General features: G+C 37.3%; 20 protein-coding genes. 10 read left to right on the forward strand and 10 right to left on the reverse strand.

Features of this window, described 5'->3' with window-relative positions; all coding sequences use genetic code 11:
- Positions 1–62: 62 nt before the first annotated feature.
- On the reverse strand, positions 63–908 hold the full coding sequence (locus tag ACL9RH_RS04075) for a helix-turn-helix transcriptional regulator (RefSeq protein ID WP_422692063.1): 846 nt from the start codon (positions 906–908) through the stop codon (positions 63–65).
- A gap of 192 nt (positions 909–1,100) precedes the next feature.
- Between ACL9RH_RS04075 and ACL9RH_RS04080 the strand changes: the two genes are divergently transcribed.
- The 3 genes from ACL9RH_RS04080 (at position 1,101) to ACL9RH_RS04090 (ending at position 4,015) form a co-directional block, all read left to right on the forward strand.
- Positions 1,101–2,261, forward strand: coding sequence for an MFS transporter (locus ACL9RH_RS04080; protein ID WP_422692064.1), 1,161 nt, complete (start codon positions 1,101–1,103; stop codon positions 2,259–2,261).
- Between the two features lie 153 nt (positions 2,262–2,414).
- Complete coding sequence (locus ACL9RH_RS04085) at positions 2,415–3,278, forward strand: AraC family transcriptional regulator (protein ID WP_422692065.1); 864 nt, start codon at positions 2,415–2,417, stop codon at positions 3,276–3,278.
- An 86-nt stretch (positions 3,279–3,364) separates the two neighbouring features.
- Complete coding sequence (locus ACL9RH_RS04090; protein WP_422692066.1) at positions 3,365–4,015, forward strand: HD domain-containing protein; 651 nt, start codon at positions 3,365–3,367, stop codon at positions 4,013–4,015.
- Positions 4,016–4,156: 141 nt separating this feature from the next.
- Here ACL9RH_RS04090 and ACL9RH_RS04095 read toward each other — a convergent pair whose 3' ends face one another.
- Positions 4,157–4,546: a hypothetical protein gene (locus ACL9RH_RS04095; protein WP_422692067.1), complete on the reverse strand. Its 390-nt coding sequence runs from the start codon at positions 4,544–4,546 to the stop codon at positions 4,157–4,159.
- Between the two features lie 207 nt (positions 4,547–4,753).
- Positions 4,754–6,130 (reverse strand): MFS transporter, encoded by a 1,377-nt coding sequence (locus ACL9RH_RS04100; RefSeq protein WP_422692068.1) that lies wholly within the window; start codon positions 6,128–6,130, stop codon positions 4,754–4,756.
- A gap of 75 nt (positions 6,131–6,205) precedes the next feature.
- Here ACL9RH_RS04100 and ACL9RH_RS04105 point away from each other — a divergent pair, with 75 nt between their 5' ends.
- Complete coding sequence (locus ACL9RH_RS04105) at positions 6,206–7,054, forward strand: helix-turn-helix domain-containing protein (RefSeq protein ID WP_422692069.1); 849 nt, start codon at positions 6,206–6,208, stop codon at positions 7,052–7,054.
- Positions 7,055–7,098: 44 nt separating this feature from the next.
- Here the strand turns inward: ACL9RH_RS04105 and ACL9RH_RS04110 are convergent, their stop codons facing one another.
- The 7 genes from ACL9RH_RS04110 to ACL9RH_RS04140 all read right to left on the reverse strand — a co-directional run bounded on the left by ACL9RH_RS04110 (position 7,099) and on the right by ACL9RH_RS04140 (position 15,460).
- The gene (locus tag ACL9RH_RS04110) at positions 7,099–7,332 is read right to left on the reverse strand and encodes a hypothetical protein (RefSeq protein ID WP_422692070.1); all 234 of its coding nucleotides are present in this window, start codon (positions 7,330–7,332) and stop codon (positions 7,099–7,101) included.
- 166 nt (positions 7,333–7,498) lie between these two features.
- Positions 7,499–8,305: an SDR family NAD(P)-dependent oxidoreductase gene (locus ACL9RH_RS04115; RefSeq protein ID WP_422692071.1), complete on the reverse strand. Its 807-nt coding sequence runs from the start codon at positions 8,303–8,305 to the stop codon at positions 7,499–7,501.
- 96 nt (positions 8,306–8,401) lie between these two features.
- Positions 8,402–8,989 (reverse strand): TetR/AcrR family transcriptional regulator, encoded by a 588-nt coding sequence (locus ACL9RH_RS04120; protein WP_422692072.1) that lies wholly within the window; start codon positions 8,987–8,989, stop codon positions 8,402–8,404.
- Between the two features lie 184 nt (positions 8,990–9,173).
- Positions 9,174–10,643, reverse strand: coding sequence for a TolC family protein (locus ACL9RH_RS04125; protein ID WP_422692073.1), 1,470 nt, complete (start codon positions 10,641–10,643; stop codon positions 9,174–9,176).
- Positions 10,636–13,797 carry an efflux RND transporter permease subunit gene (locus ACL9RH_RS04130; protein WP_422692074.1) on the reverse strand — a complete coding sequence of 1,054 codons (3,162 nt, stop codon included), beginning with the start codon at positions 13,795–13,797 and terminating at the stop codon, positions 10,636–10,638. Before ACL9RH_RS04130 ends, ACL9RH_RS04125 begins: the two co-directional genes overlap by 8 nt.
- Before the next feature lie 14 nt (positions 13,798–13,811).
- Positions 13,812–14,897, reverse strand: a complete 1,086-nt coding sequence (locus ACL9RH_RS04135) for an efflux RND transporter periplasmic adaptor subunit (protein WP_422692075.1) — start codon at positions 14,895–14,897, stop codon at positions 13,812–13,814.
- Between the two features lie 104 nt (positions 14,898–15,001).
- Positions 15,002–15,460, reverse strand: coding sequence for a hypothetical protein (locus ACL9RH_RS04140; protein WP_422692076.1), 459 nt, complete (start codon positions 15,458–15,460; stop codon positions 15,002–15,004).
- A 201-nt stretch (positions 15,461–15,661) separates the two neighbouring features.
- Here ACL9RH_RS04140 and ACL9RH_RS04145 point away from each other — a divergent pair, with 201 nt between their 5' ends.
- From ACL9RH_RS04145 to ACL9RH_RS04170, 6 genes are all read left to right on the forward strand, one after another.
- Positions 15,662–16,594 (forward strand): helix-turn-helix domain-containing protein, encoded by a 933-nt coding sequence (locus tag ACL9RH_RS04145; protein ID WP_422692077.1) that lies wholly within the window; start codon positions 15,662–15,664, stop codon positions 16,592–16,594.
- A 98-nt stretch (positions 16,595–16,692) separates the two neighbouring features.
- On the forward strand, positions 16,693–17,433 hold the full coding sequence (locus tag ACL9RH_RS04150) for an SDR family oxidoreductase (protein ID WP_422692078.1): 741 nt from the start codon (positions 16,693–16,695) through the stop codon (positions 17,431–17,433).
- A 31-nt stretch (positions 17,434–17,464) separates the two neighbouring features.
- Positions 17,465–17,950 carry a DUF1097 domain-containing protein gene (locus tag ACL9RH_RS04155; RefSeq protein WP_422692079.1) on the forward strand — a complete coding sequence of 162 codons (486 nt, stop codon included), beginning with the start codon at positions 17,465–17,467 and terminating at the stop codon, positions 17,948–17,950.
- A 56-nt stretch (positions 17,951–18,006) separates the two neighbouring features.
- A complete protein-coding gene (locus ACL9RH_RS04160) occupies positions 18,007–18,759 on the forward strand; it encodes an SDR family oxidoreductase (RefSeq protein ID WP_422692080.1) in 753 nt (250 codons plus the stop codon).
- Between the two features lie 111 nt (positions 18,760–18,870).
- Positions 18,871–19,194, forward strand: a complete 324-nt coding sequence (locus ACL9RH_RS04165; RefSeq protein WP_422692081.1) for a hypothetical protein — start codon at positions 18,871–18,873, stop codon at positions 19,192–19,194.
- Positions 19,195–19,552: 358 nt separating this feature from the next.
- Complete coding sequence (locus ACL9RH_RS04170) at positions 19,553–20,092, forward strand: carboxymuconolactone decarboxylase family protein (RefSeq protein WP_422692082.1); 540 nt, start codon at positions 19,553–19,555, stop codon at positions 20,090–20,092.
- Positions 20,093–20,421 lie beyond the last annotated feature (329 nt).

Genomic DNA, 20,421 nt, shown 5'->3' on the forward strand with positions numbered 1-20,421 from the left:
TTTAAGTATTTTTTTTCATTGATTAATAGGTGCTTGAATCAATTTACGAAAGTAAATTTTCTTCATTTCTTGATTTTGTAATTTTCTCTGTATGTATTGGCTGTAATTCCTGTACATCTTCTGAAATATCTGCAAAAGAGAGAAGAATCTACAAACTGTAGCTGATTGCTGATTTCCTTAATGGAAAAAGAGGTCGTCTTAAGAAGTTCTTTTGCGTGTTTTATAACCATGTAGCTGATCCACTGTTTAATGGGTTTTCCGGTTTCTTTTTTTATCAGGCTGCTTAAATACGTTGGGGAAAGATGAAGTTGGTCCGCGTAGAATAGTACACTTCTTTGAAGGTGCCCGTGCGCATTCAGCAACTCAAAGAAATGTTCAATGATTTCCTGGCTTCTGGTCTGCAAAAGACTGTTGTTTTTAATAACGGGAAGATAGAGTTTTGAAATCACTTCGAGAAGAGCATACAGAAGATACTGAACGGCTTCTACAGTACTTTCCGTATTTGTTTTGCCGTGATGTTCCTTTATCAGCCTAACGGTACACCAAATAAGATTTTCTGAGGTATTTTCTACCTGCATCACAGGATTGAACTTAATTTCTTCGCTAGCCAAAAGAACGGTAAGAAAACTATAAGTACTGATGAAATCCAAGGAGATAAAAAATACAGACATATCAAGATCATCACTTCCGGACCATTCTCCTAAATCAGTATCAGGTAGCAGCATCATCACCGAATTGCTTTTGATCTGAAAAGGAAAAGAATTGATCTGAAGATTCAATTCACCGGACGAAACAAAACAAAGCAGCAGTTTGTGAAGCTTACTGGCACTTGTAAGAAACCTGTCGATGTCATGTGCTCTATATTTTTCAATATACAACCCTTCAAATTTTGGCTTAATATCTATCATGATAAAGTGAATTGCTCTTCGGATATCGGAATCCTTTTGTTCCGAATTTCTGTGGTCAAATGTAAGCAGTTAATTTCTCTTTTTTCATACCGTGTTTAAAATGGAATATAAAATATCAAAAATGGAATATATTTTATTCGAAGACTGTTCCTAACTTCGTAACCGGAAAATTCAAATCTAAATACTGTTCAAATGCAAGATAGAGAATTATATAATGCGAAAATGCCTACAGCCTGTTTTTTACTTTTCTTTGCCCATGGCCTGGTTTTTTCTTCCTGGGCAAGTCGTATACCGGTGATTAAAAACGCACTTTCGATTAATGAAGCAGAATTAGGGACTCTTTTACTTTTAATGCCTATAGGGCAGCTTTCTACAATGGTTCTCGCCGGAAAACTGATCAGTAAGTACGGAAGCAGTAAGATCATTCAAAACTGCTTTTTAATTTATCCGGTTTTCTTATTGCTGATCGGGCTTTCTCCATCTTATTGGGTGTTGGCAGTTGTTTTGTTTTTCTTTGGAGTTTCCGGAAACTTATGCAATATCGCCATGAATACGCAGGCGATTGAGATCGAATCCGTTACCAAAAGAACACTGCTCTCATCTTATCATGGGGCATGGTGTTTTGCCGGATTGTCCGGAGCGGTTATTGGAATGTTGATGATCAGTATGAATGTGGGAACTTTTTATCATTTTGTATTCGCTTTCGTCCTTGTTGCAGGACTTTGGCTCTATAGTAGAAATCATTTAACCAATATCATTCATAAAGTTGAACCAAAGAGACAGTCTATTTTTAAGTCGGTGAACCCTACGCTTGTGGGCCTTGGGATCATAGGTTTTTTGAGCATGGCGATTGAAGGCGCTATGTTTGACTGGAGTGGTGTTTATTTTCAGACGATTGTGAAAGCTCCGGAAAAACTTGTCATACTGGGATATACGAGTTTTATTTTAATGATGACTTTAGGTCGGTTTATAGGAAACCGAGTGATTGAAAAATACGGAAAACGTACGGTATTGCAAACCTGTGGAATTCTGATGAGTGGCGGTCTTTTCCTAAGTGTTTTCTTCCCCGAGCTATGGATATGCATTATTGCTTTTATGATCATTGGGCTTGGCGGTTCTCTGAGTGTGCCTTCCGTTTACAGTGCCGTAGGACAGGTAAGTACCGTTGCTCCTGGTATCGCTTTATCATTTGTGTCCAGTATTTCGTTTCTAGGTTTTTTAATGGGGCCTCCTCTTATCGGGTATATTGCAGAAGCTTTTGATCTCAGATATTCCTACGGTCTGTTTGCCTGCTTTGGAATCCTTTTGACTATCATTTCCGGGCAGATGAAAATATTTAAAAGTAAAAACTGATGTTTTTAGGTAGATTTTGACATTCATTACTGCTTTTTTGACATTTTTTAAGCCAAAACAGAAACGTAATATTGTCGGTTTAAACCAATGAAATTGAGAAGAAAGTCATCAACTGCTGTTGAAAAGCTTTATCTTTAGTAAAACATTTCTTCCATGAAGTCTGCATCAAAAATCGTAAATGAACCTTCAATAGAGCAATCTTTTCTCGTTACATATCTGGAAGGGGAGATTACCTACACCAGATATTTTGTAAGATTAAATTATCACCGGATCATTGTCATAGAAAAAGGTTCCGGATTGTTGACCGTAGACGGAAGATCTTTTGAAATAAAAGCCAATGAAATTTTCTTACTGGCAAAAGGACAGATTTACCATTTTGATGAACTATCTGAGATGAAGGGATACCAGATTTCATTTGGAGATTGCTTTTGGGAAAAAGTACCTTCCAGCGCGAGCAATTGTAAAGCGGTTCTTTTTAATAATGCCGAAGCTAATCAGATTTTAAAACCTAATGGTTTGGAATTAAAGGAGTTTTTATCTTTATGTAAAGTTTTACTTGTAGAATATGAAACCCATCAGTATACCAACCAAATTGATGTATTAGCCGCTTATCTGAAAATTATTATGATAAAGCTGGCGAATATAAAGCTTGTAAAAGAAGAAACATTCGACAGCCAGGATTATCTTATTTACCGAAAGTTTCTGGAACTTCTGAGTCATCAATTCCAAACGCTCCATGCGGTAAACGATTATTCAGAAATGCTGAATATTACTTCCAGAAGACTCAGCGAACTGTGTAAGCGCTGCAGTAATAAAAGTGCAAAAGAAATTATTAACGGTCAGATTATAGGAGAGGCCAAAAGATTACTTCAGTTCAGCTCTTTTTCTGTAAAAGAGATTGCTTATCAGCTTAATTTCGGTACATCAGAGCAGTTCAGTCACTTTTTTAAGAAGAATACCAAAACAGCTCCCGCAAACTATCGAAATCAGTTTATTACGATTCATACCAAAGTCTGACCGAAATTTTGACATTTCATCCGTAGATATTGATATTCTCCAGGGTATATAATCAAAATACCTTTGAAGAAAAATAATTTTAAGCTATGTCAGTAAATCGTATGAAAGAAGTAGCGGGAATCATCATCCCGGACAGTAAAATTGCCACAGAAGCAACAGAACTTTTATTAGAACACGGAACCGAATTTATCTACAACCACTCATTACGTGTCTTTTTATTCTCCTCATTAAATGCAAAACGCAAAAATATGGCTCACGATTCAGAGTTGTTGTACGTGTCGTCCGTATTCCATGACCTGGGGCTTGTTTCTCATTACAGCAGCCCGGATCTTAGGTTTGAAGTAGATGGAGCGAATGCAGCCCGGGACTTTTTGAAAAGCTATGGTATTGCTCAGGACAAATTACAGCTCGTATGGGATACAATTGCCCTTCATACGACCATTGGGATTGCAGAGCACAAGGAAAACGAAGTAGCATTGATGTATTCCGGTGTAGGATTAGATGTGATGGGGGAAGGGTATGAGCATCTGAGTACGGAGCACAGAGAGGAAATCATAAGCGCTTTTCCGAGAAATGACTTTAAGAACAAAATCATTCCTACTTTTTTTGGTGGTTTTGAACATAAAACAGAAACCACTTTTGGAAACATAAAAGCCGATGTCTGCGCTTTCATGATCCCAAATTTCCAAAGGAAAAATTTCTGCGACTGTATTTTACATTCTCCTTGGTCAGAATAGTAAGATCATTTTCCATCATTTGGTGATGGGATAATTTAAAATCTTATTTTGGCCATGAATGTCTTTTAGATCGGCAAAAGATGTTTGTGGCTAAAAAGTATAAAAAGTGACTCTTCTTATGAGAGGAGTCACTTTCTTTTATTACATCCAGTTTTCTATAAGATGAAGCCACAATGCTTTTTCATTGTTTAGCAGGAAAATAGCGGATGATTTCCTTTTGTTGGTGTCAGTTCCTGTCATCTGTGTTTCTGTATAAGTTGCTAATCCATGATGGTCAGAGTGAGTTACTTCTATGTTTTCAACCTGGATTTTGCGGTCCGGGAATTTTCCAAATACAGTCGGAAGCCATTCTGAAAGCATTGTTAACGTTACAAGATCTCCGTTTCCGTTGATCATTCTGAATTCGGGTGAAAAGCCAGAGAGTAGGGTTTTATAAAGATCTTCCTGATTTTCGGTAACTCCGTTGAACCATTTTTCAATATTCTGGTGAAAATCAATGATCTCCTTTATTACTTTTTCTGTGTTGTTCATAGGTTTTAAATTAAGTTGGTTTAAATGTAACCACAAAAGTCACAAAAGATGATTGAACACTAAAGTTGTGTTGAAAATTTAAGATTTTCATCTTATGTGAACTTGATTGTGTGATATTTTTACATTTTCTAAAGTGTACTAACGTGTTTTAAAATAGTAAGTTTAGGCAGTTTTATTATAGAATTTTAATGGTTTAATTAATAAATATTATTTCAGAAAGGGTTTTAATCGGGTGGAAATTCCGAGTCCAATGATCTGAAAACCTCCAATCAATGCAATGGCAATCGCAAAAGCTTCTGGAAATCCCAGTATTTCGATCATATTAAAAAATACAGTTCCAATAATAGCTCCGCCCGTTACGCTGCCTATCTGTATCCCAATGCTGATGAGGCCCGATGCTTGTCCTGCTTTATCTTTGGAGATAAGAGAAATTGCCGTCCGCATCATGACAGGCATCATTGTACCATGTCCTAATCCGGCAAGAAATAAAGAGAATCCTGTTATAAGAGAAGGCTTATGTTGAAAATAAAACATCAGTGCTGTCAGGATAAACCCTGTCATGAGCAAACCTAGTCCAGCGTATATTATTTTATAAGGAACAAGTTTTAATTTTGAGACAATCCATGGACCAATAAAAAAGGCTATTCCATAGGGTATTATCGCTAATCCTGTCTGCATAGAGGTCTGATGAAGGAATTGCTGTAGGTAATAAGGGTAGCAGATAAATAATCCGGCTGTGAAGTTGTACAAGAAGATAATCAAAAGACTCAAAGTGAAGGGAGTATGCTGTAGAAGGGTAGGATCAATGAGTATTGGGCGGTTATTTCGTAAAAGAAACATTTCATATTTTAAAAAAGCAATTAATAATACAACGCCCGCGATCATCATTCCAAATATCCACCAGATCCATTCATATTTCCGTCCGAAAATTAATGGACATATTAATAAAAGTAAAGCAGAAATCAATGATAGAGATCCCATGAAATCAATCCCTGTTTTTTCTTTTTCACGATCAGAATCCATTGTGAAATGAATTCCTAAGATACAAATAACAGTAATAGGTACATTCACAAAAAATACCATTTCCCAAGAGAAATTCTGCCAATGTAAACTGAGCAGTAAACCGCCAAGAAGCTGCCCGATTACAGATGCCAATCCAAATACAGAACTGAAAAGGCTTACTGCTTTAGGCTGTTCATCAGTGGTAAATAAAACCCGAATAGAAGCCAATACCTGTGGCGCAATTAATGATGCCCCTATTCCCTGAAAAAGCCTTGCAATAATGAGCCAACTGATCTCAGGAGCAAAAGCACAGGCAAGAGATGATAACAGGAAAATATATAATCCTATTGTGAAGATCTTTTTTCTTCCATAAATATCACCCAATCTTCCTCCGCAGACTACAAGTGCCGCATAGGTAAGTCCGTAAATGGCTACAACCATCTGGAGCTGGTGATCATTGGCTTTGAAAGCATTCTTGATAGAAGGCAATGCCATATTGACAATAAAATAATCCAAGGGCGAAAGAAACGCTCCTGTTATGAGGAAATTGAGTGCCTGCCACCTTTTCGAAGAAATCTCCATAATTTTTTTATGCAAAGCTAACCTCTTTATGTTCTGCTAAAATTGTATTTTTGGAGGAAAAATAAGGGTGAAGTCATGAAAGGTGTGCATCTCGAAGGGATTGAAGTAAGAGAAATACAGTTAAAAGGAGAAGAAATTACCTTTAAAACTCATGTATTTCTGTCATTTGTATATATTGTAAAAGGGAAAGGAAATCTTATCCACGATGAACGGTGTATTGATTTTAAAGAAGGAAAACTTTTGATAATTCCTCAGGAAGAATCCTATAGGTTTATAAGTGAAAATGCTTTTCTGATTTCTATACAATGTCCCATAGAATTTATTGATAAAATCCGTCTGGAAGCAGATCGTATTGAAAGTTGTGAAAATCTCCACAAACTGCAGTATATAAGTAATAATTACCACGCTAAGGCCGGATGTGTTTTCCGTGATGAAAATGATGAAAGTTTTGCCGAAACACTTATTCTTCAGATTGCCCGGGAATTTAAAAACAAAGCAGATGATTATCTTATTATTCGAAACTGTATCTCTATTCTCCTGAATCTCATTGCCCGAAATCTTATTCTCAGTGAAACATCTGATCTTCAGGACAACAGAAAGTCTTTTTCTATTATGAAAATCGTTGCTTATATTCAACAACATATAAAAGACAGAGATAAAACCGGTATTCAGGTCATTGCAGAGCATTTTGGAATTTCTCCGAATTATTTCGGAGAGTATTTTAAGCAGCAAACCGGGATTTCTTATCAGGATTATCTATTGGATTACCGGCTTAAACTTGTAGAAACTTATTTAAAATACAGCAGCGTTCGACTGAATGAGATTGCTTATGAGCTTCAGTTTAGCGATGAAAGCCATCTTTCCAAGCTGTTTAAAAAATACAGAGGCGTTACTCCTGGGCAGTATAGAAAACAGAATCATTAACTATTCACCTCTGTTTTCCGGTTTGAAAATGATCAAAACTCCAGCTATAGATTGTTAAATACCTCAACAATACTCTGAATAAGTTCTTTTTCTACAGGTGGGTTTGAATCGGCTTCAGGTAAAAGCACTCGTAGATTACCTTCATCATCCCGTTCAAAAACTACTTCAGTACCGTCTACATCCACATAAATCTTATAACCATAAGTAAAGGCACCAAGTCTTGCATTGAAAACGAGTTCTTTACCTTTATATGTTACAGGGACTTCAAATTCTTCCATTATTTTCTGATCATTCAAAAATTGAAATGCAAATGTCGGAAATTTTTAACTGAATAACCATAGAAAATCCGCCATCATTTTATGTACTGGAATAAAACGACGGCGGATCTTACAATTATGAAAAAACCGTTATCAACGGAAGGTAGCGCAATTACCTTTAGAAATATTATCCATGAGCTTCTACCGAAACATCATTCCATTCTTCCCAAACTTTCAAACGTTGCTCATAGCTCTGTTTTACGAATGGTAACGCTACTTTTCCAAGTAATAAACGCAACGGAGGGTTTTCTGTTTCAACCAATTTTATGATCGCAGGTACTGTAGCTTCTACTTCACCAAAAGAGGTTTCAGATTCTGAGAATGCTTTTTTAATACCATCATAAGCAGGGTTATTTTGTGTACTGATTCCCGTATGCCAGATGTTGGATGCATAACCGTTTGGTTCTACTAATGTTACATTGATTCCGAATTGTTTCACTTCTGTAGCTAACGTTTCGCTTAATCCTTCAACCGCAAATTTTGAAGCATTGTAAAGCCCCATTGTAGGTAAGGTTGCCAATCCTAAAATAGATGAAACCTGAAGAATATGACCACTTTTCTGATTTCTCATAATAGGAAGTACAGCCTGTGTAAGCCATAAGGTTCCAAAGAAATTGGTTTCGAACTGCGCTCTGGATTCCTGCTCATTACTTTCTTCAACGGCACCCATTAAAGCGTATCCTGCATTATTGATCAGAATGTCGATAGAGCCAAAATGCTCATGAACTTTTTGTACCACAGACAGAGATTCTTCTCTGTTGTCTACATCGAGCTTTAAGGTGAATACGGAGTCTCCGAATTTATCCTTTAAATCATTGAGCGTTTCTACATTACGTGCTGTTGCAGCTACTTTATATCCTCTTGTTAAGAATGCTTCTGCCCAAGCTTTTCCGAAACCTTTTGACGCTCCTGTAATTAAAACTGTTTTTGCCATTGTTTTTTGTTTTTTTAAATGGATTGTTTTTGATTAAAATTATTGTGATTAATTTCTGCAAAAATGACCGATCGGTCATTTTTATGAGAAAAAAAATTATATGCTGTTTTGCTCTATCAAATTTTTAAGAGTATTACCAATGATTTTCATATTATCGTTCTTGCCGGCCACTCTTGACATTAAATGACCACCTTCAAGCATCGCGAAAAGTACAGTTGCAAAATCGGCAGCATTCCAATCTGCTTTAAATTCCTGATTGGTAATTCCTTTTTCAATAATACTTGAAAGTAACTTCTGACCTTGTTTAATCCCGAAATTCACTTTTTCTTTTACAATAGGATTGGTATCATCTGCCTCAGTCCCGAAATTCAGTAAAGGACAACCTCCTATAACCGGTGGGTGAGTAGGATCACTAAAAAAGTCTATATAAGCAAATAATTGATCTTTGGATGTTTTGCACTGACTTAAAGCTCCCTGAAGTTTTCTGTTCAGCATTCCCATATTATGATCCACAGCGGCACATGCAAGAACTTCCTTGTTTTCAAAATGCACATACATACTTCCCTTAGACAGTTTGGTTACCTCCATAATATCACTCATAGAGGTAGCTGCAATTCCTTTTGTATTAAAAATAGGAGCCGCTTTTTCTATAATGAATTGTCTGGTTTGTTCACCTTTTGCCATGATAACTGTAAGATTTACCATGCAAATATATGACCGATTGGTCATAAAACAAAACTTTTTCTCTTTTATTTTTGAATATTTAACATGTTTTTATTCAATTTATTGATATTCAATATGTTATTTTAAAAAAAACGAAGCTCATCAAATGAATGACAAGCTTCGTTTGGAAAAAATATAGGGCTTTTTACTGTTTAGTAATATCGGGAGGAGTGAGCTGTTGCTGATCCCAGCCACCACCTAATGCTCTGTAAACGGCTACTGTTGCCTTAAGCTGATTTACTTTTTTCTCTACCAGTTCAAACTTAGACTCCAGAGCGTCGCGCTGTGTAAGAAGAACTTCCATATAATCGGCACGGGCATACTTGAACAAATCATTAGAAATATCAATAGACTTTGTTAAGGCATTTACTTCCTTCGTCTTAATTCCTACACTGTTTTCAAGATTATGAATTTTAGACAGCTGATTGACTACTTCGATATAAGCACTCAAAACAGTCTGTTCATAATGATATACTGCCTGAACCTGTCTGGCATTGGCATTGTTATAAGCGGCCTTTATCGCTCTCCTGTTAATCAAAGGAGCTGTAAGTTCTCCTGCAAGAGAAAACAGGAATGATTCAGGTTTGATGAGGTAAGTAGGATTAAATGCCTGCAGGCCAACTCCAGCACCAAGGTCCAGAGAAGGGTAGAACCTTGCTTTTGCTGATTTAATGTCCAGTTTTGCAGCAGCAAGTTCATACTCAGCCTGTTTAATGTCCGGTCTGTTTTCAAGCAACTCAGAAGGAATTCCTCCATATACCGTTTGTGGAACAATAGAATCAAAAGAATCTTTTGTTCTTTCTACCGTCTGAGGAAATCTTCCTACCAAATAATTAATCTTGTTTTCCGTTTCAACAATTTGCTGTTGAATATCATACTGCATTCCCTGGGTTTTCAGAACCTGAGCTTCAAATCTTTGTACGGCAAGTTCGTTGGAACGCGCATTTTTCTTCAGATCTTTAATGATTTCCAAAGCATTATTCTGAATCTTGATATTTTGATTTAAAATCACCAATTCATTATCTAACGCCAGAAGCTCATAATAAGAATCTGCAATTTCTGAGATAAGATGGGTAACCATGAAGTTTTTACCTTCAATACTTGCAAGGTATCTTTGAGCCTGCGCTCTGGTAGCATTATGAAGTTTTCCCCAGATATCTGTTTCCCATTTTGCCTGTACGCCAACGCCAAAATCAAACATGGGATCTGGCATTTCTCTACCTGGTTCAATCTCTGTGTTAGCCTCCATGGCTCCGATATTGGTATAACGGCTTACCTTATCTACTCCCGCTCCGGCTTTTAAACCTACGGAAGGAAGATATTCTCCTTTTCGGGCCTTGATTTCGTTTTTAGACATTTCAATTTCCTGAAGAACAATATTCAGTTCCTGATTATTTTGAAGAGCCTGATTGATTAATGCCTGAAGATTGGGATCGCTGAAATAGTCATTCCATTTCAGCTTTCCGGTATTGGTGGTATCATTTTCTGCTGAGCCAAATTTTTCCGGAACGTTTTTATTTTCAGCTCGCTGTTCTATTTCGATAGGTTTACAGGCAGTAAGACTTAATAAGACCACTGCCAGACCTGCATATTGATATATTTTTCTTTTATTCATAATGGATTATGTCTTCGCTTAGTGGAGATTCATCTTCGTCTTTGATCATTTTTTTACCGTCAGACCATTTGGCAAAAATGTAGTAGAGACCAGGGATAACGATTACCCCAAACAATGTTCCTATTAACATTCCTCCTAATGAGGATGCTCCAATCGTGTGGTTTCCGATCGCTCCGGCACCTCTTGCAAAAACAAGGGGAACCAACCCTGCAATGAAGGCAAAGGAAGTCATAAGAATCGGTCTGAAACGGGCTTTGGAACCTTCTACAGCAGCTTCCAGAATGGAATCTCCTGCCTGGCGTCTTTTCACTGCAAATTCAACGATTAGTACTGCGTTTTTACCCAGTAATCCAATAATCATAATTAATCCTACCTGTGCATAGATGTCATTTTCAAGTCCCATTGCTTTTAGCAGTAAGAAAGATCCGAATACCCCAACAGGTAATGAACATAGTACTGCGAATGGAATCAGGAAGCTTTCATATTGTGCTGCCAAAACAAGATATACAAACACAAGAACAACTAGGAATACATAAATTGCTTCATTACCACGTTGTGCTTCATCATAGGATAATCCTTCCCAAGCTACTTTGTATCCGTGAGGTAAAGCTTTCGCTGCGGTTTCGTTAATGGCCTGAATAGCATCTGCAGTAGTATACCCTGCTGCCGGAAGTCCACGAATTGCTGCGGAATTGTACATGTTGTAACGGGTAATCTCGTTAGGTCCTTGGGTTTTCTTCATCGTCATGAAAGCAGAGTAAGGTACCATTTCGTCGCGGTCATTTTTTACATATAGATTCATAATGTCAGTAGGAAGCCTTCTGAACTCTGGGGACGATTGTACATATACTTTAAAGAACTGCCCAAAACGGATAAACCCTTGTTCATAGGTACTACCGATCAGGATATTTAGATTCTCCATTGCTTTTCCGATAGAAACTCCCTTCTGCATAGCTGCATTATTATCAAAAACAAGTTCATATTGAGGATAATTGGCCGCGAAGAAAGTAAATACTCCGGTAAGTTCTTTACGTTTTTTAAGTTGGGCAATGAAGTCTTTATTAACCTTGTCAAAATCCTGGTAATTGGTTGTTCTGTTAAGGTCAAGCAATCTCATAGAGAAACCTCCTGAAGATCCGAAACCTGGTACCGCAGGCGGTTCAAAGAATTCAATTGTTGCTCCAAGGTCTTTTGATTTTTCTTCAAGTTCTTCCATGATTTCTTTTACAGAATGATCACGGTCGTTCCAGCTTTTAAGGTTGATCAAACAGGTTCCGGCATTGGATCCACGTCCCTCAGTCATAATTTCATAACCTGCCAGTGATGATACAGATTCTACACCATCTACACCCATCGCTATTTTCTGTAAAGTTCTGGAAACTTTGTTGGTCTGTTCCAACGTGGATCCCGGAGGAGTCTGAATAATGGCGTAAACGGTTCCCTGGTCTTCATTAGGGATGAAACCACCCGGAAGTACTTTATTAATAACGAAAATTCCTGCACAGAAAGCAATCAGGATTCCCCATGTTACTACTTTTCTGCTAACAATTTTTCTAAGGAATGATGCATATTTTCCTGTTACTTTATCGAAACTGCTGTTAAAAGCATCTAATGATTTTGTGAAGATATTAGATTTTTTAGGCTTACCGTGATTGTTTTTCAACAACATCGCCGCCAATACCGGTGTTAAAGTAAGAGCCACAACTGCAGAAATTACAATAGAACTGGCCATTGTAATGGAAAACTGACGGTAGAAAGTTCCCACAGGCCCCGTCATGAATGAGATCGGAATGAATACCGCCACCATAACGGCTGTAATCGCAATAATAGCTCCTGCAATTTCACCCATTACTTCTTTCACCGCTTTATAAGGAGAAATATTGCTTTCTTCCATCTTGGCGTGAACGGCTTCAATTACTACAATCGCATTATCTACCACGATTCCGATGGCCAATACTAAGGCAAAAAGGGTAACGAGGTTGATCGTGAGTCCAAAAAACTGGATCACGAAGAAGGTACCAATCAGTGAAACCGGTACTGCAATAATCGGAATAAGGGTAGATCGCCAGTCACCAAGAAAGATGAAAACCACGATCGCTACAAGGATGAAGGCATCTCTCAAAGTATGCATTACCTGCTCAATGGATGCATCTAGGAATTGGGAAACGTCATAACTGATCTTATAATCAACTCCGGGAGGGAAGTTTCCTTTCATTTCTGCCAGTTTGGCTTTCACATCTTTGATTACATCGTTGGCATTACTTCCGTAGTTCTGTTTTAATACAATAGAAGCAGAAGGATGTCCATCAAGGTTTGAATAGATATCAAAGAATTCACTTCCTAATTCTACTTTTGCAATATCTTTCAGTTTAACATTTTCTCCTTCAGGATTGGAACGCACGATAATGTTGTCATACTCTTCCGGCTTGTTGTACTGGCCTTTATACGTTAATACATATTCTAAAGACTGTGCTGCAATTCCGGAACTCTGACCGATTCTTCCCGGACGCCCGATGATACTTTGCTCACTGATAGCTTTCATTACTTCATCTACAGAAATATCATAAGCACGCATACGGTCCGGATTCAGCCAAATACGCATGGCATATCTTCGGCTACCCAGGATCTGAGATTTGGCAATCCCGTGAATACGGTTAATTTCAGGAATGATGTTTACCATAGAGTAGTTGTACAGGAACTTTTCATCCATACTTTTATTCGTACTGTAAAGGTTCACGTACATCAACATACTTGGCTGAATAGGGTTTACAACAACCCCTTCTTTCTGTACAAGTTCCGGTAACAGTGGCATTACCTGGTCAACCCTTGTCTTTACCAAAACTACTGCTTCATTGGGATCGGTTCCGGGGTCAAAAACAACGTTTACGGTTGCTTCCCCAGCACTGGTTGCGTCTGTTGTAATGTAACGCATTCCCTGAACACCATTAATGGCATTTTCAATGGTAATCAAAGAAGATTTTACCAATACATCTGCACTGGCACCAGGATATGCGATAGAAACGGCAACTGTTGTAGGCGCAATTTTAGGAAACTGCTCGGTAGGAAGCTGCTTCATGGCGATACCTCCTAAAAATAGGATGACAACCGATATCACGATCGCGAAAACCGGTCGGTGTATTACTTTTTTAAACATAATGCTGCTTTTAGTTACTCTGCATACAGATCGAGGTTCGACATCACTTTTTCAGGTTTCTGGTACTTCGAATTGATCTTTTGGTTTTCCTGAACCATACGAAGACCATCCAGAAGGATTCTTTCATCTTTTCCAAGACCTGAGGCTACAACATAGATGTGTGGTAACTCCGCAGCAATTTTTATTTCTCTTGCGTGTACTTTATTGTCTTTACCAATTACATAAACGTATTTTTTTTCCAACTCTTCAAAAGTTGCCTTCTGAGGAATCATCATTGCATTGGCATAAGGAGATGTAATAACAATATTCCCTGTTTCTCCGTATCTCAAAAGACCTTTCGGGTTAGCAAAAGTTGCTCTGTAAGCGATATTTCCGGTTTCATTATTGAAGTCAGATTCTATCGTCTGTACAATACCATCCTGAGCGAATTCCTTATCATTAGCCATTCTCAAACGTACGTGCATTGGCGCATTGTCTTTTTTGGCATCCATCTGATTCAGGTATTCTGCTTCTGGAACGTTGAAATAAACCCACATTTTGCTGTTGTCGGAAAGTTCCGTAACAAGTTCTCCATCATCCACAAGGCTTCCTTTTCGAACGTGTAGTTTTCCTACAATTCCTGAGAAGGGAGCACGAATTTCTGTGAATCCTAAATGAGTATTCATGGAAGAAAGCTCTGCTTTTGCTTTTTCATATTTCGCTTTGGCCATTGCCATTTCCTGAGGGGCTACAATATCTTTATCGGAAAGATTTTTGGTATTCTGATATTCAATTTCGGAGAACTTTGCTTCAGCTTTGGCTCGGTTTACATCAGATTCATAAAGGTTCGGCATGATTTTGAACATCAGTTGCCCTTTTTGTACAAATTGTCCTTCATCTACATAAATAGACTGAATGTATCCTTTTTCCTGTGCACGAAGCTCAATATGGTTGATGGAACGGATTTGTGCAACATAGTCTTTATTTACTAAAGTATCTTTTACTAAAGGGCTTGTAACGTTGAATGATGCTGATTCTGTTTTTTCCTTTTTTTCAGATTGACAGCCTACAAACAAGAAAATAAGGCACAGGTTTATATACATGAGACTTTTCTTGACCATGATAATAATGTTTTTATAATAATTTATAATTGAAAAATAGAGTTATCTGCTTTCAAAATAGAAAATGAAAGCATATAAGGTTTTCGGAAAAATTAAGATAAAAATCACAGTCGGATGACTCTGTACTGAATATACAGATCATCATATAAAAGCTTTATGTGCTCAGATTGAGCCAGTGAAACAGCAATTTGTCTGTCGTGAAATGTAGTGACGAAGTCTGAGATCAAATGCCAGAATCCTTCTCTGAACAAAGCCAGAAGCTCCGGAGAGGCTGAGGTTTCTACATTGTCATCATTTTCTGTATCGTTTTCAGAAAGATTCGCTCTGATCTTGTTGTAACGTGGGTGGATTACATTATAAGAATCATTGGTTTCATGATCTTTAATAAATGCAAAGGAATCCGCGATGTTTTTCTTCTCATGAATAAGAATGTCTGTAGAAAAACAAAAGTCTGAAGAAGTATCTGTTGAAATATACTGTTGAAGCTGTCCATAATACCAACCTAGAACGGTGAGTAAAGCAAACAGTAAGCTGTATAAATATTGATAAAACCTTTTTCGCATTCCGATAACAAAGGTAACTAAACTTTAAAACGATTGCAACCCATAAAGATTAAAAAAGTGTTAAAAAAAGACGATGATATCTCAAAAAATAGCCGTATTTATTATGATAATTTAATTTTTTTTAAATCACTTCCCTTTCAACTGCAAAATAATAGCTGAAAACCGTAATTAAATTTTTTAAATTTACCCAAAAATTAGCGTATGCCCCATGATAATCTTAATGTTCGTACTTTGCGTGAATTGTATCAGCAATTAGGGCTTCCTATAGATTATTTGGAGGAAGAATCCGGTTTTACGATTCATTATCTGGAAGAGACATTCAGAGATTTGCCATTTCGTTCAGAACCATTTCGTCCCAATTATTTCAGTTTTTTATTGATAAAAAATGCCTTTGGACATTATACAATTGATGATCAGAGGTTTGAAGTGACTTCGGATACAGTATATTTTACCAATCCCGGAAACTACAGGGTTTTCGAATGGGAAAAGCTGGAACACACCTGCCTGATTACTTTTGGAGAAGGTTTCCTGAAAGAATATGTACATGATGATGTTTATCGGGATTTTTCTTTTTTGTTATCCGAAGTTGTATCACCGCGTGTTCTTACTACACTACAATTCCAGCAAATAGAAGAATTGTATAGACTCATTCATAAAGAATACAAAGGACATTCACTTTATAAAAATAAGATCATCGGAGCGCTTGTGATTGCTTTGCTGCTAAAGATTAAAGAATATTTTTTTCAGGATTATGACCCTATTTATGAAGGAAACCGCAGCTCACAGATCGTCAAAAACTTTAAACTGAATATTGAAAAACATTTTAGAGACCTGATCAGCGGAAGAACGAATATCCAGCTACGAGTTCAGGATTATGCAGATTTGCAGGCTCTGCACGTTAATTATCTGTCGAGTGTCATCAGTAATAAAACCGGGAAAACAATCAGTTCATGGATTGCCGACAAAACGACAACAGAGGCTAAGGTAATGCTTCAGAAAGAAGATCTTAACATCAAAGAGATTGCTGCACGCTTAGGCTTTCTTGAAACCTCTCATTTCAGTAATTACTTCAAAAAACAGACTTCGATTAGCCCTGCTGAATACCGGAAACAGTATTTCGGAAAGCAATCTTAGAAATTTACAACATCTGCTATAATTTTTGTACGTCTTCAGGCGTTGCAATGTGCCAATTTTGTTCTATCAAATAAACATTGATAAAAACAGAAAATAATATGAGCACATTAAATGACAAAGTGATCCTTGTGACCGGAGCGTCCAGAGGGATTGGTGCTGAAATAGCACAACAGTTAGCTTCAGCGGGAGCAAAAATTATCGTGAATTATGCAGGCCGTAAGGATGCAGCAGACGAAGTGGTAACTTCTATAAAAAACAATGGGGGAGACGCTATTGCTCTACAAGCAGACGTAAGTAATACCGATGCCGTAAAACAGCTTTTTGATGAAGCCATCAAGCATTATGGGAGAATTGATGTTCTTGTTAACAATGCAGGTATTATGATTACCAAACTGATCAAAGATACTACAGATGAAGATTTTGCCCGTCAGTTTGATATTAACGTAAAAGGGACATTTAATACGTTAAGAGAAGCCGCAACCAGACTTTCAGATCATGGAAGCATTATTAATTTCTCTTCCACTACGACTAGAGTGATGATGCCAACGTATGGTACTTATGTAGCGAGTAAAGCTGCAGTAGAACAATTAACCCGCATATTTGCCAAAGAAGTAGGCGCAAGAGGAATTAACGTGAATGCTATTCTGCCTGGCCCTACCAATACAGAGCTTTTCACAGCAGGCAAACCTCAGGAACTTATCGACAGAATGGCTTCTTTAAATGCTTTCAACCGTCTTGGAGAACCTATAGATATTGCGAGAGTGGTGGTTCTGCTTGCTTCCGATGAGGCTAAGTGGATCAGTGGGCAGACCATTGGGGCTAATGGAGCAATGGCGTGATAACAGAAGTCGATAACCTTTACATTATATTATGAAGACTTTACCCGTTGCAATAGCTTTTGGACTTTTCGGGGCGATTGCAGTAAGTGTTTCCTTTGCGCAACAGTGGCCCACATGGGTGATGTTTGTGGCATGGGTCAGCTTTTATATTTTTGGTAGAAAGTGGCAAACTTCACTTTGGGCTTTTCTACAAATTGTATTAGGAATGGGAATGGCTATACTTATACAGCTTACAGCCGGACTTTTAGAACAGCCTATAGGAAAATTGGGCTTCCCGGTTTCTGTATTTCTGTACATTGGTTCGTTGGCCTATTTTGCAAGAACAAAAAAGCTGAACAATATACCCGCATGGTTTCTGGGCCTGATCATCCTTTTTGGAGTTCATCCACCATTGGAACCCCTTCCGGTACTTCAATTATTGATTCCTATTGTTTCAGGGTTTGTTTTCGCGTGGCTTAACAACTTCGTGGTCGAAAAAATCCATGAAAGACAGGTTCCGGAATCGTCCGTTCAATAAAAATCCATCTTACTTACATAGTATTAAATCATTTTTAACTAAAAAAATCAAAAACAATGAATTCATTACAAAATAAAGTAGCCATTATTACAGGCTCAGGAAGAGGCTTGGGAAAAGCTATCGCAGAACGTTATGCCGCTTTAGGTGCAGATATCGTACTCAATTATTCACGTGACAAAGCTTCTGCCGATGAGGTGGAAAGTAATATAAGATCTATGGGAGCGAAAGTGATCTCCGTAAAGGCAGATGTAAGCAAAGTTTCAGAGATTAAATATCTTTTCGAAGAAGCGAAGAAAGCATTCGGAAAAATAGACATTGTGGTAGCCAATGCCGGTATTGAAATGGTGGAAACTCCTGTTACAGAATTCACAGAAGAACAATTCGACAGACTGTTTTCCATTAATACCAAAGGCGCTTACTTTACGATGCAGCAAGCCGCTTTACAGGTGGAAGATCACGGACGAATCATCTATGTTGCTTCAAGCACAACTGCATTTCCAGTTCAGGGGATGGCCGTTTATGGCGGAAGTAAAACAACACCAAGATATTTGGTAGACGTATTATCAAAGGAGATCGGGCATCGTGGAGTAACCGTTAATACCATTATTCCTTTTGCAGTAGATCATTCTGGAATTTTTGCAGAAGAAAACAGCTATCCTGAACTTAGAAAATCACTTATAGACAGCTGTCCTATGGGAAGATTGGCAGAAGTAGAAGATGTGGCCAATATTGCAGAATTTTTTGCCAGCGACCTTTCTTCATTTGTCAACGGCCAACATTTACTGGTGAATGGAGGGGCCAACCAATAAGCTAAGAGGATGAATATGATTAAACTATTGCCAATAATACTTGTAATGGTCTGCAGTTTAAATGCCTGTGGGCAGCGAAATCAAAGCCATTTACACAGAAAAATAAAAGATATGGATACTTCAAAAATCAAAAATAACACTGTAAAACAAGCTATTGAAGCCTTTCAGTCAAGTGATATTAAAAAATGGTCTTCTCTATTTGCCCAAGATGCCATATTGCTGGATGACGGTAATCCCAGAGATCTTAAAGAATTCTCCACACACGCTATTACGATTGAGAATTTTGTGAGCATTGATAAAGTAGAAGATCATGGAAATTCTATTTATGGAGCATTTCACAGTGATGAATACGGTGACTTCAAAGCGTATTTTAAATTTCACTTCAATAAGGAAGGAAAAATAAACAAGCTTGAAATAGGTCAGGCTAAGTACTAGAAATCTATTGCCAACGGAAGTTCTCTATGTGAAAAGTACAATGAGAGCTTCTGTTTTTTATAAAGATCACCCCTATAAAAGTTGGGCATAAAACTATAATTGTCTTCAATGCACGAATATCTTGTATTCGTGCATTTGTGTTTCAAAAACATCTCTGAATGGGATCATAAATAAACACCTTACGATGGAAAAATGTTGTGGATTGAATGTCTTTTCGGGAAAAACCTTTTAAAATGTCACAATTGTCCATGTAATGTCCGGTTCTGTACATTTTATTACAGCCTTTCCAGAGATAACTTTGCCATAGTAAAACAATCCAAAAATCGGATTATATCATTTAATATTAAATAATTACGCTATGAACATGATTAAAGTTCCATCAAGAGAACAAGTAAACGAAGATTCTCAATTGATTTTTGACCAAATTAAAAAAGGAATGGGTAAAGTTCCCAACTTGTATGCAACCATCGGATATTCATCCAATGCTTTAAAAGGATTACTAGGATTGGATGAGCAGCTTAGTAAAAGTGTATTCACTGCAGAAGAAAAAGAAGCGATTAACCTGGTTGTTTCTGAAACTAATCATTGCGACTATTGTCTGGCAGCTCATACAATGATCGCAGGAATGAAAGGGATTTCAAAAGAAGATACACTGAATTTTAGAAAAGGAACCTTTACAGATCCTAAATTAAATGCAGTTCTTGAATTGGCTAAATCAATCTCAGAAAATAAAGGGAAAGCATCTCCTGAAAAATTAGACAACTTTTTTGCGGCAGGATTCGACAATTCAGCACTTATGGAATTAGTAGGATTAGTTATCTTACGAACATTTACAAACTATGCATTCGCACTTACCCAAATACCGGTAGACTTTCCATTAGCTGATAAATTGGACTAAAAGGCTGAAAGCTGGAAGGGAGGGGAGTCGGATATATAAGGAGCAGATCTTCCTTAAGATTGTTGATGTTTTCATAAAAACAAAATGAATAGGATGCCTAAACTCTTTCTTCCAGCTTTTAGTTTTTGAATTAAAAATCTAAAGCTGTGGAGAATAAAAGTTAATAATCATTAGTTTATCTCTTACAGCTGATAAATTTTCAGAATTTTTCGAAAAAGATGTATAATAGATTGATTATATATTTAAATTTCTAAGCATAATTAGTATCAAATGACATTGTAAAAAGTGTTATTTGGTACTAATTATTTTTTTATATAACTGTTTTCTAC

The sequence above is a fragment of the Chryseobacterium sp. Mn2064 genome, from assembly GCF_049319685.1.
GTDB lineage: Bacteria > Bacteroidota > Bacteroidia > Flavobacteriales > Weeksellaceae > Chryseobacterium.

What these genes read in the sequence shown, in the direction of transcription:
- ACL9RH_RS04075 (WP_422692063.1), bottom strand. Translation starts at nt 908, where the DNA reads ATGATAGATATTAAGCCAAAATTTGAAGGGTTGTATATTGAAAAATAT.
- ACL9RH_RS04080 (WP_422692064.1), top strand. Translation starts at nt 1,101, where the DNA reads ATGCAAGATAGAGAATTATATAATGCGAAAATGCCTACAGCCTGTTTT.
- ACL9RH_RS04085 (WP_422692065.1), top strand. Translation starts at nt 2,415, where the DNA reads ATGAAGTCTGCATCAAAAATCGTAAATGAACCTTCAATAGAGCAATCT.
- ACL9RH_RS04090 (WP_422692066.1), top strand. Translation starts at nt 3,365, where the DNA reads ATGTCAGTAAATCGTATGAAAGAAGTAGCGGGAATCATCATCCCGGAC.
- ACL9RH_RS04095 (WP_422692067.1), bottom strand. Translation starts at nt 4,546, where the DNA reads ATGAACAACACAGAAAAAGTAATAAAGGAGATCATTGATTTTCACCAG.
- ACL9RH_RS04100 (WP_422692068.1), bottom strand. Translation starts at nt 6,130, where the DNA reads ATGGAGATTTCTTCGAAAAGGTGGCAGGCACTCAATTTCCTCATAACA.
- ACL9RH_RS04105 (WP_422692069.1), top strand. Translation starts at nt 6,206, where the DNA reads ATGAAAGGTGTGCATCTCGAAGGGATTGAAGTAAGAGAAATACAGTTA.
- ACL9RH_RS04110 (WP_422692070.1), bottom strand. Translation starts at nt 7,332, where the DNA reads ATGGAAGAATTTGAAGTCCCTGTAACATATAAAGGTAAAGAACTCGTT.
- ACL9RH_RS04115 (WP_422692071.1), bottom strand. Translation starts at nt 8,305, where the DNA reads ATGGCAAAAACAGTTTTAATTACAGGAGCGTCAAAAGGTTTCGGAAAA.
- ACL9RH_RS04120 (WP_422692072.1), bottom strand. Translation starts at nt 8,989, where the DNA reads ATGGCAAAAGGTGAACAAACCAGACAATTCATTATAGAAAAAGCGGCT.
- ACL9RH_RS04125 (WP_422692073.1), bottom strand. Translation starts at nt 10,643, where the DNA reads ATGAATAAAAGAAAAATATATCAATATGCAGGTCTGGCAGTGGTCTTA.
- ACL9RH_RS04130 (WP_422692074.1), bottom strand. Translation starts at nt 13,797, where the DNA reads ATGTTTAAAAAAGTAATACACCGACCGGTTTTCGCGATCGTGATATCG.
- ACL9RH_RS04135 (WP_422692075.1), bottom strand. Translation starts at nt 14,897, where the DNA reads ATGGTCAAGAAAAGTCTCATGTATATAAACCTGTGCCTTATTTTCTTG.
- ACL9RH_RS04140 (WP_422692076.1), bottom strand. Translation starts at nt 15,460, where the DNA reads ATGCGAAAAAGGTTTTATCAATATTTATACAGCTTACTGTTTGCTTTA.
- ACL9RH_RS04145 (WP_422692077.1), top strand. Translation starts at nt 15,662, where the DNA reads ATGCCCCATGATAATCTTAATGTTCGTACTTTGCGTGAATTGTATCAG.
- ACL9RH_RS04150 (WP_422692078.1), top strand. Translation starts at nt 16,693, where the DNA reads ATGAGCACATTAAATGACAAAGTGATCCTTGTGACCGGAGCGTCCAGA.
- ACL9RH_RS04155 (WP_422692079.1), top strand. Translation starts at nt 17,465, where the DNA reads ATGAAGACTTTACCCGTTGCAATAGCTTTTGGACTTTTCGGGGCGATT.
- ACL9RH_RS04160 (WP_422692080.1), top strand. Translation starts at nt 18,007, where the DNA reads ATGAATTCATTACAAAATAAAGTAGCCATTATTACAGGCTCAGGAAGA.
- ACL9RH_RS04165 (WP_422692081.1), top strand. Translation starts at nt 18,871, where the DNA reads ATGGATACTTCAAAAATCAAAAATAACACTGTAAAACAAGCTATTGAA.
- ACL9RH_RS04170 (WP_422692082.1), top strand. Translation starts at nt 19,553, where the DNA reads ATGAACATGATTAAAGTTCCATCAAGAGAACAAGTAAACGAAGATTCT.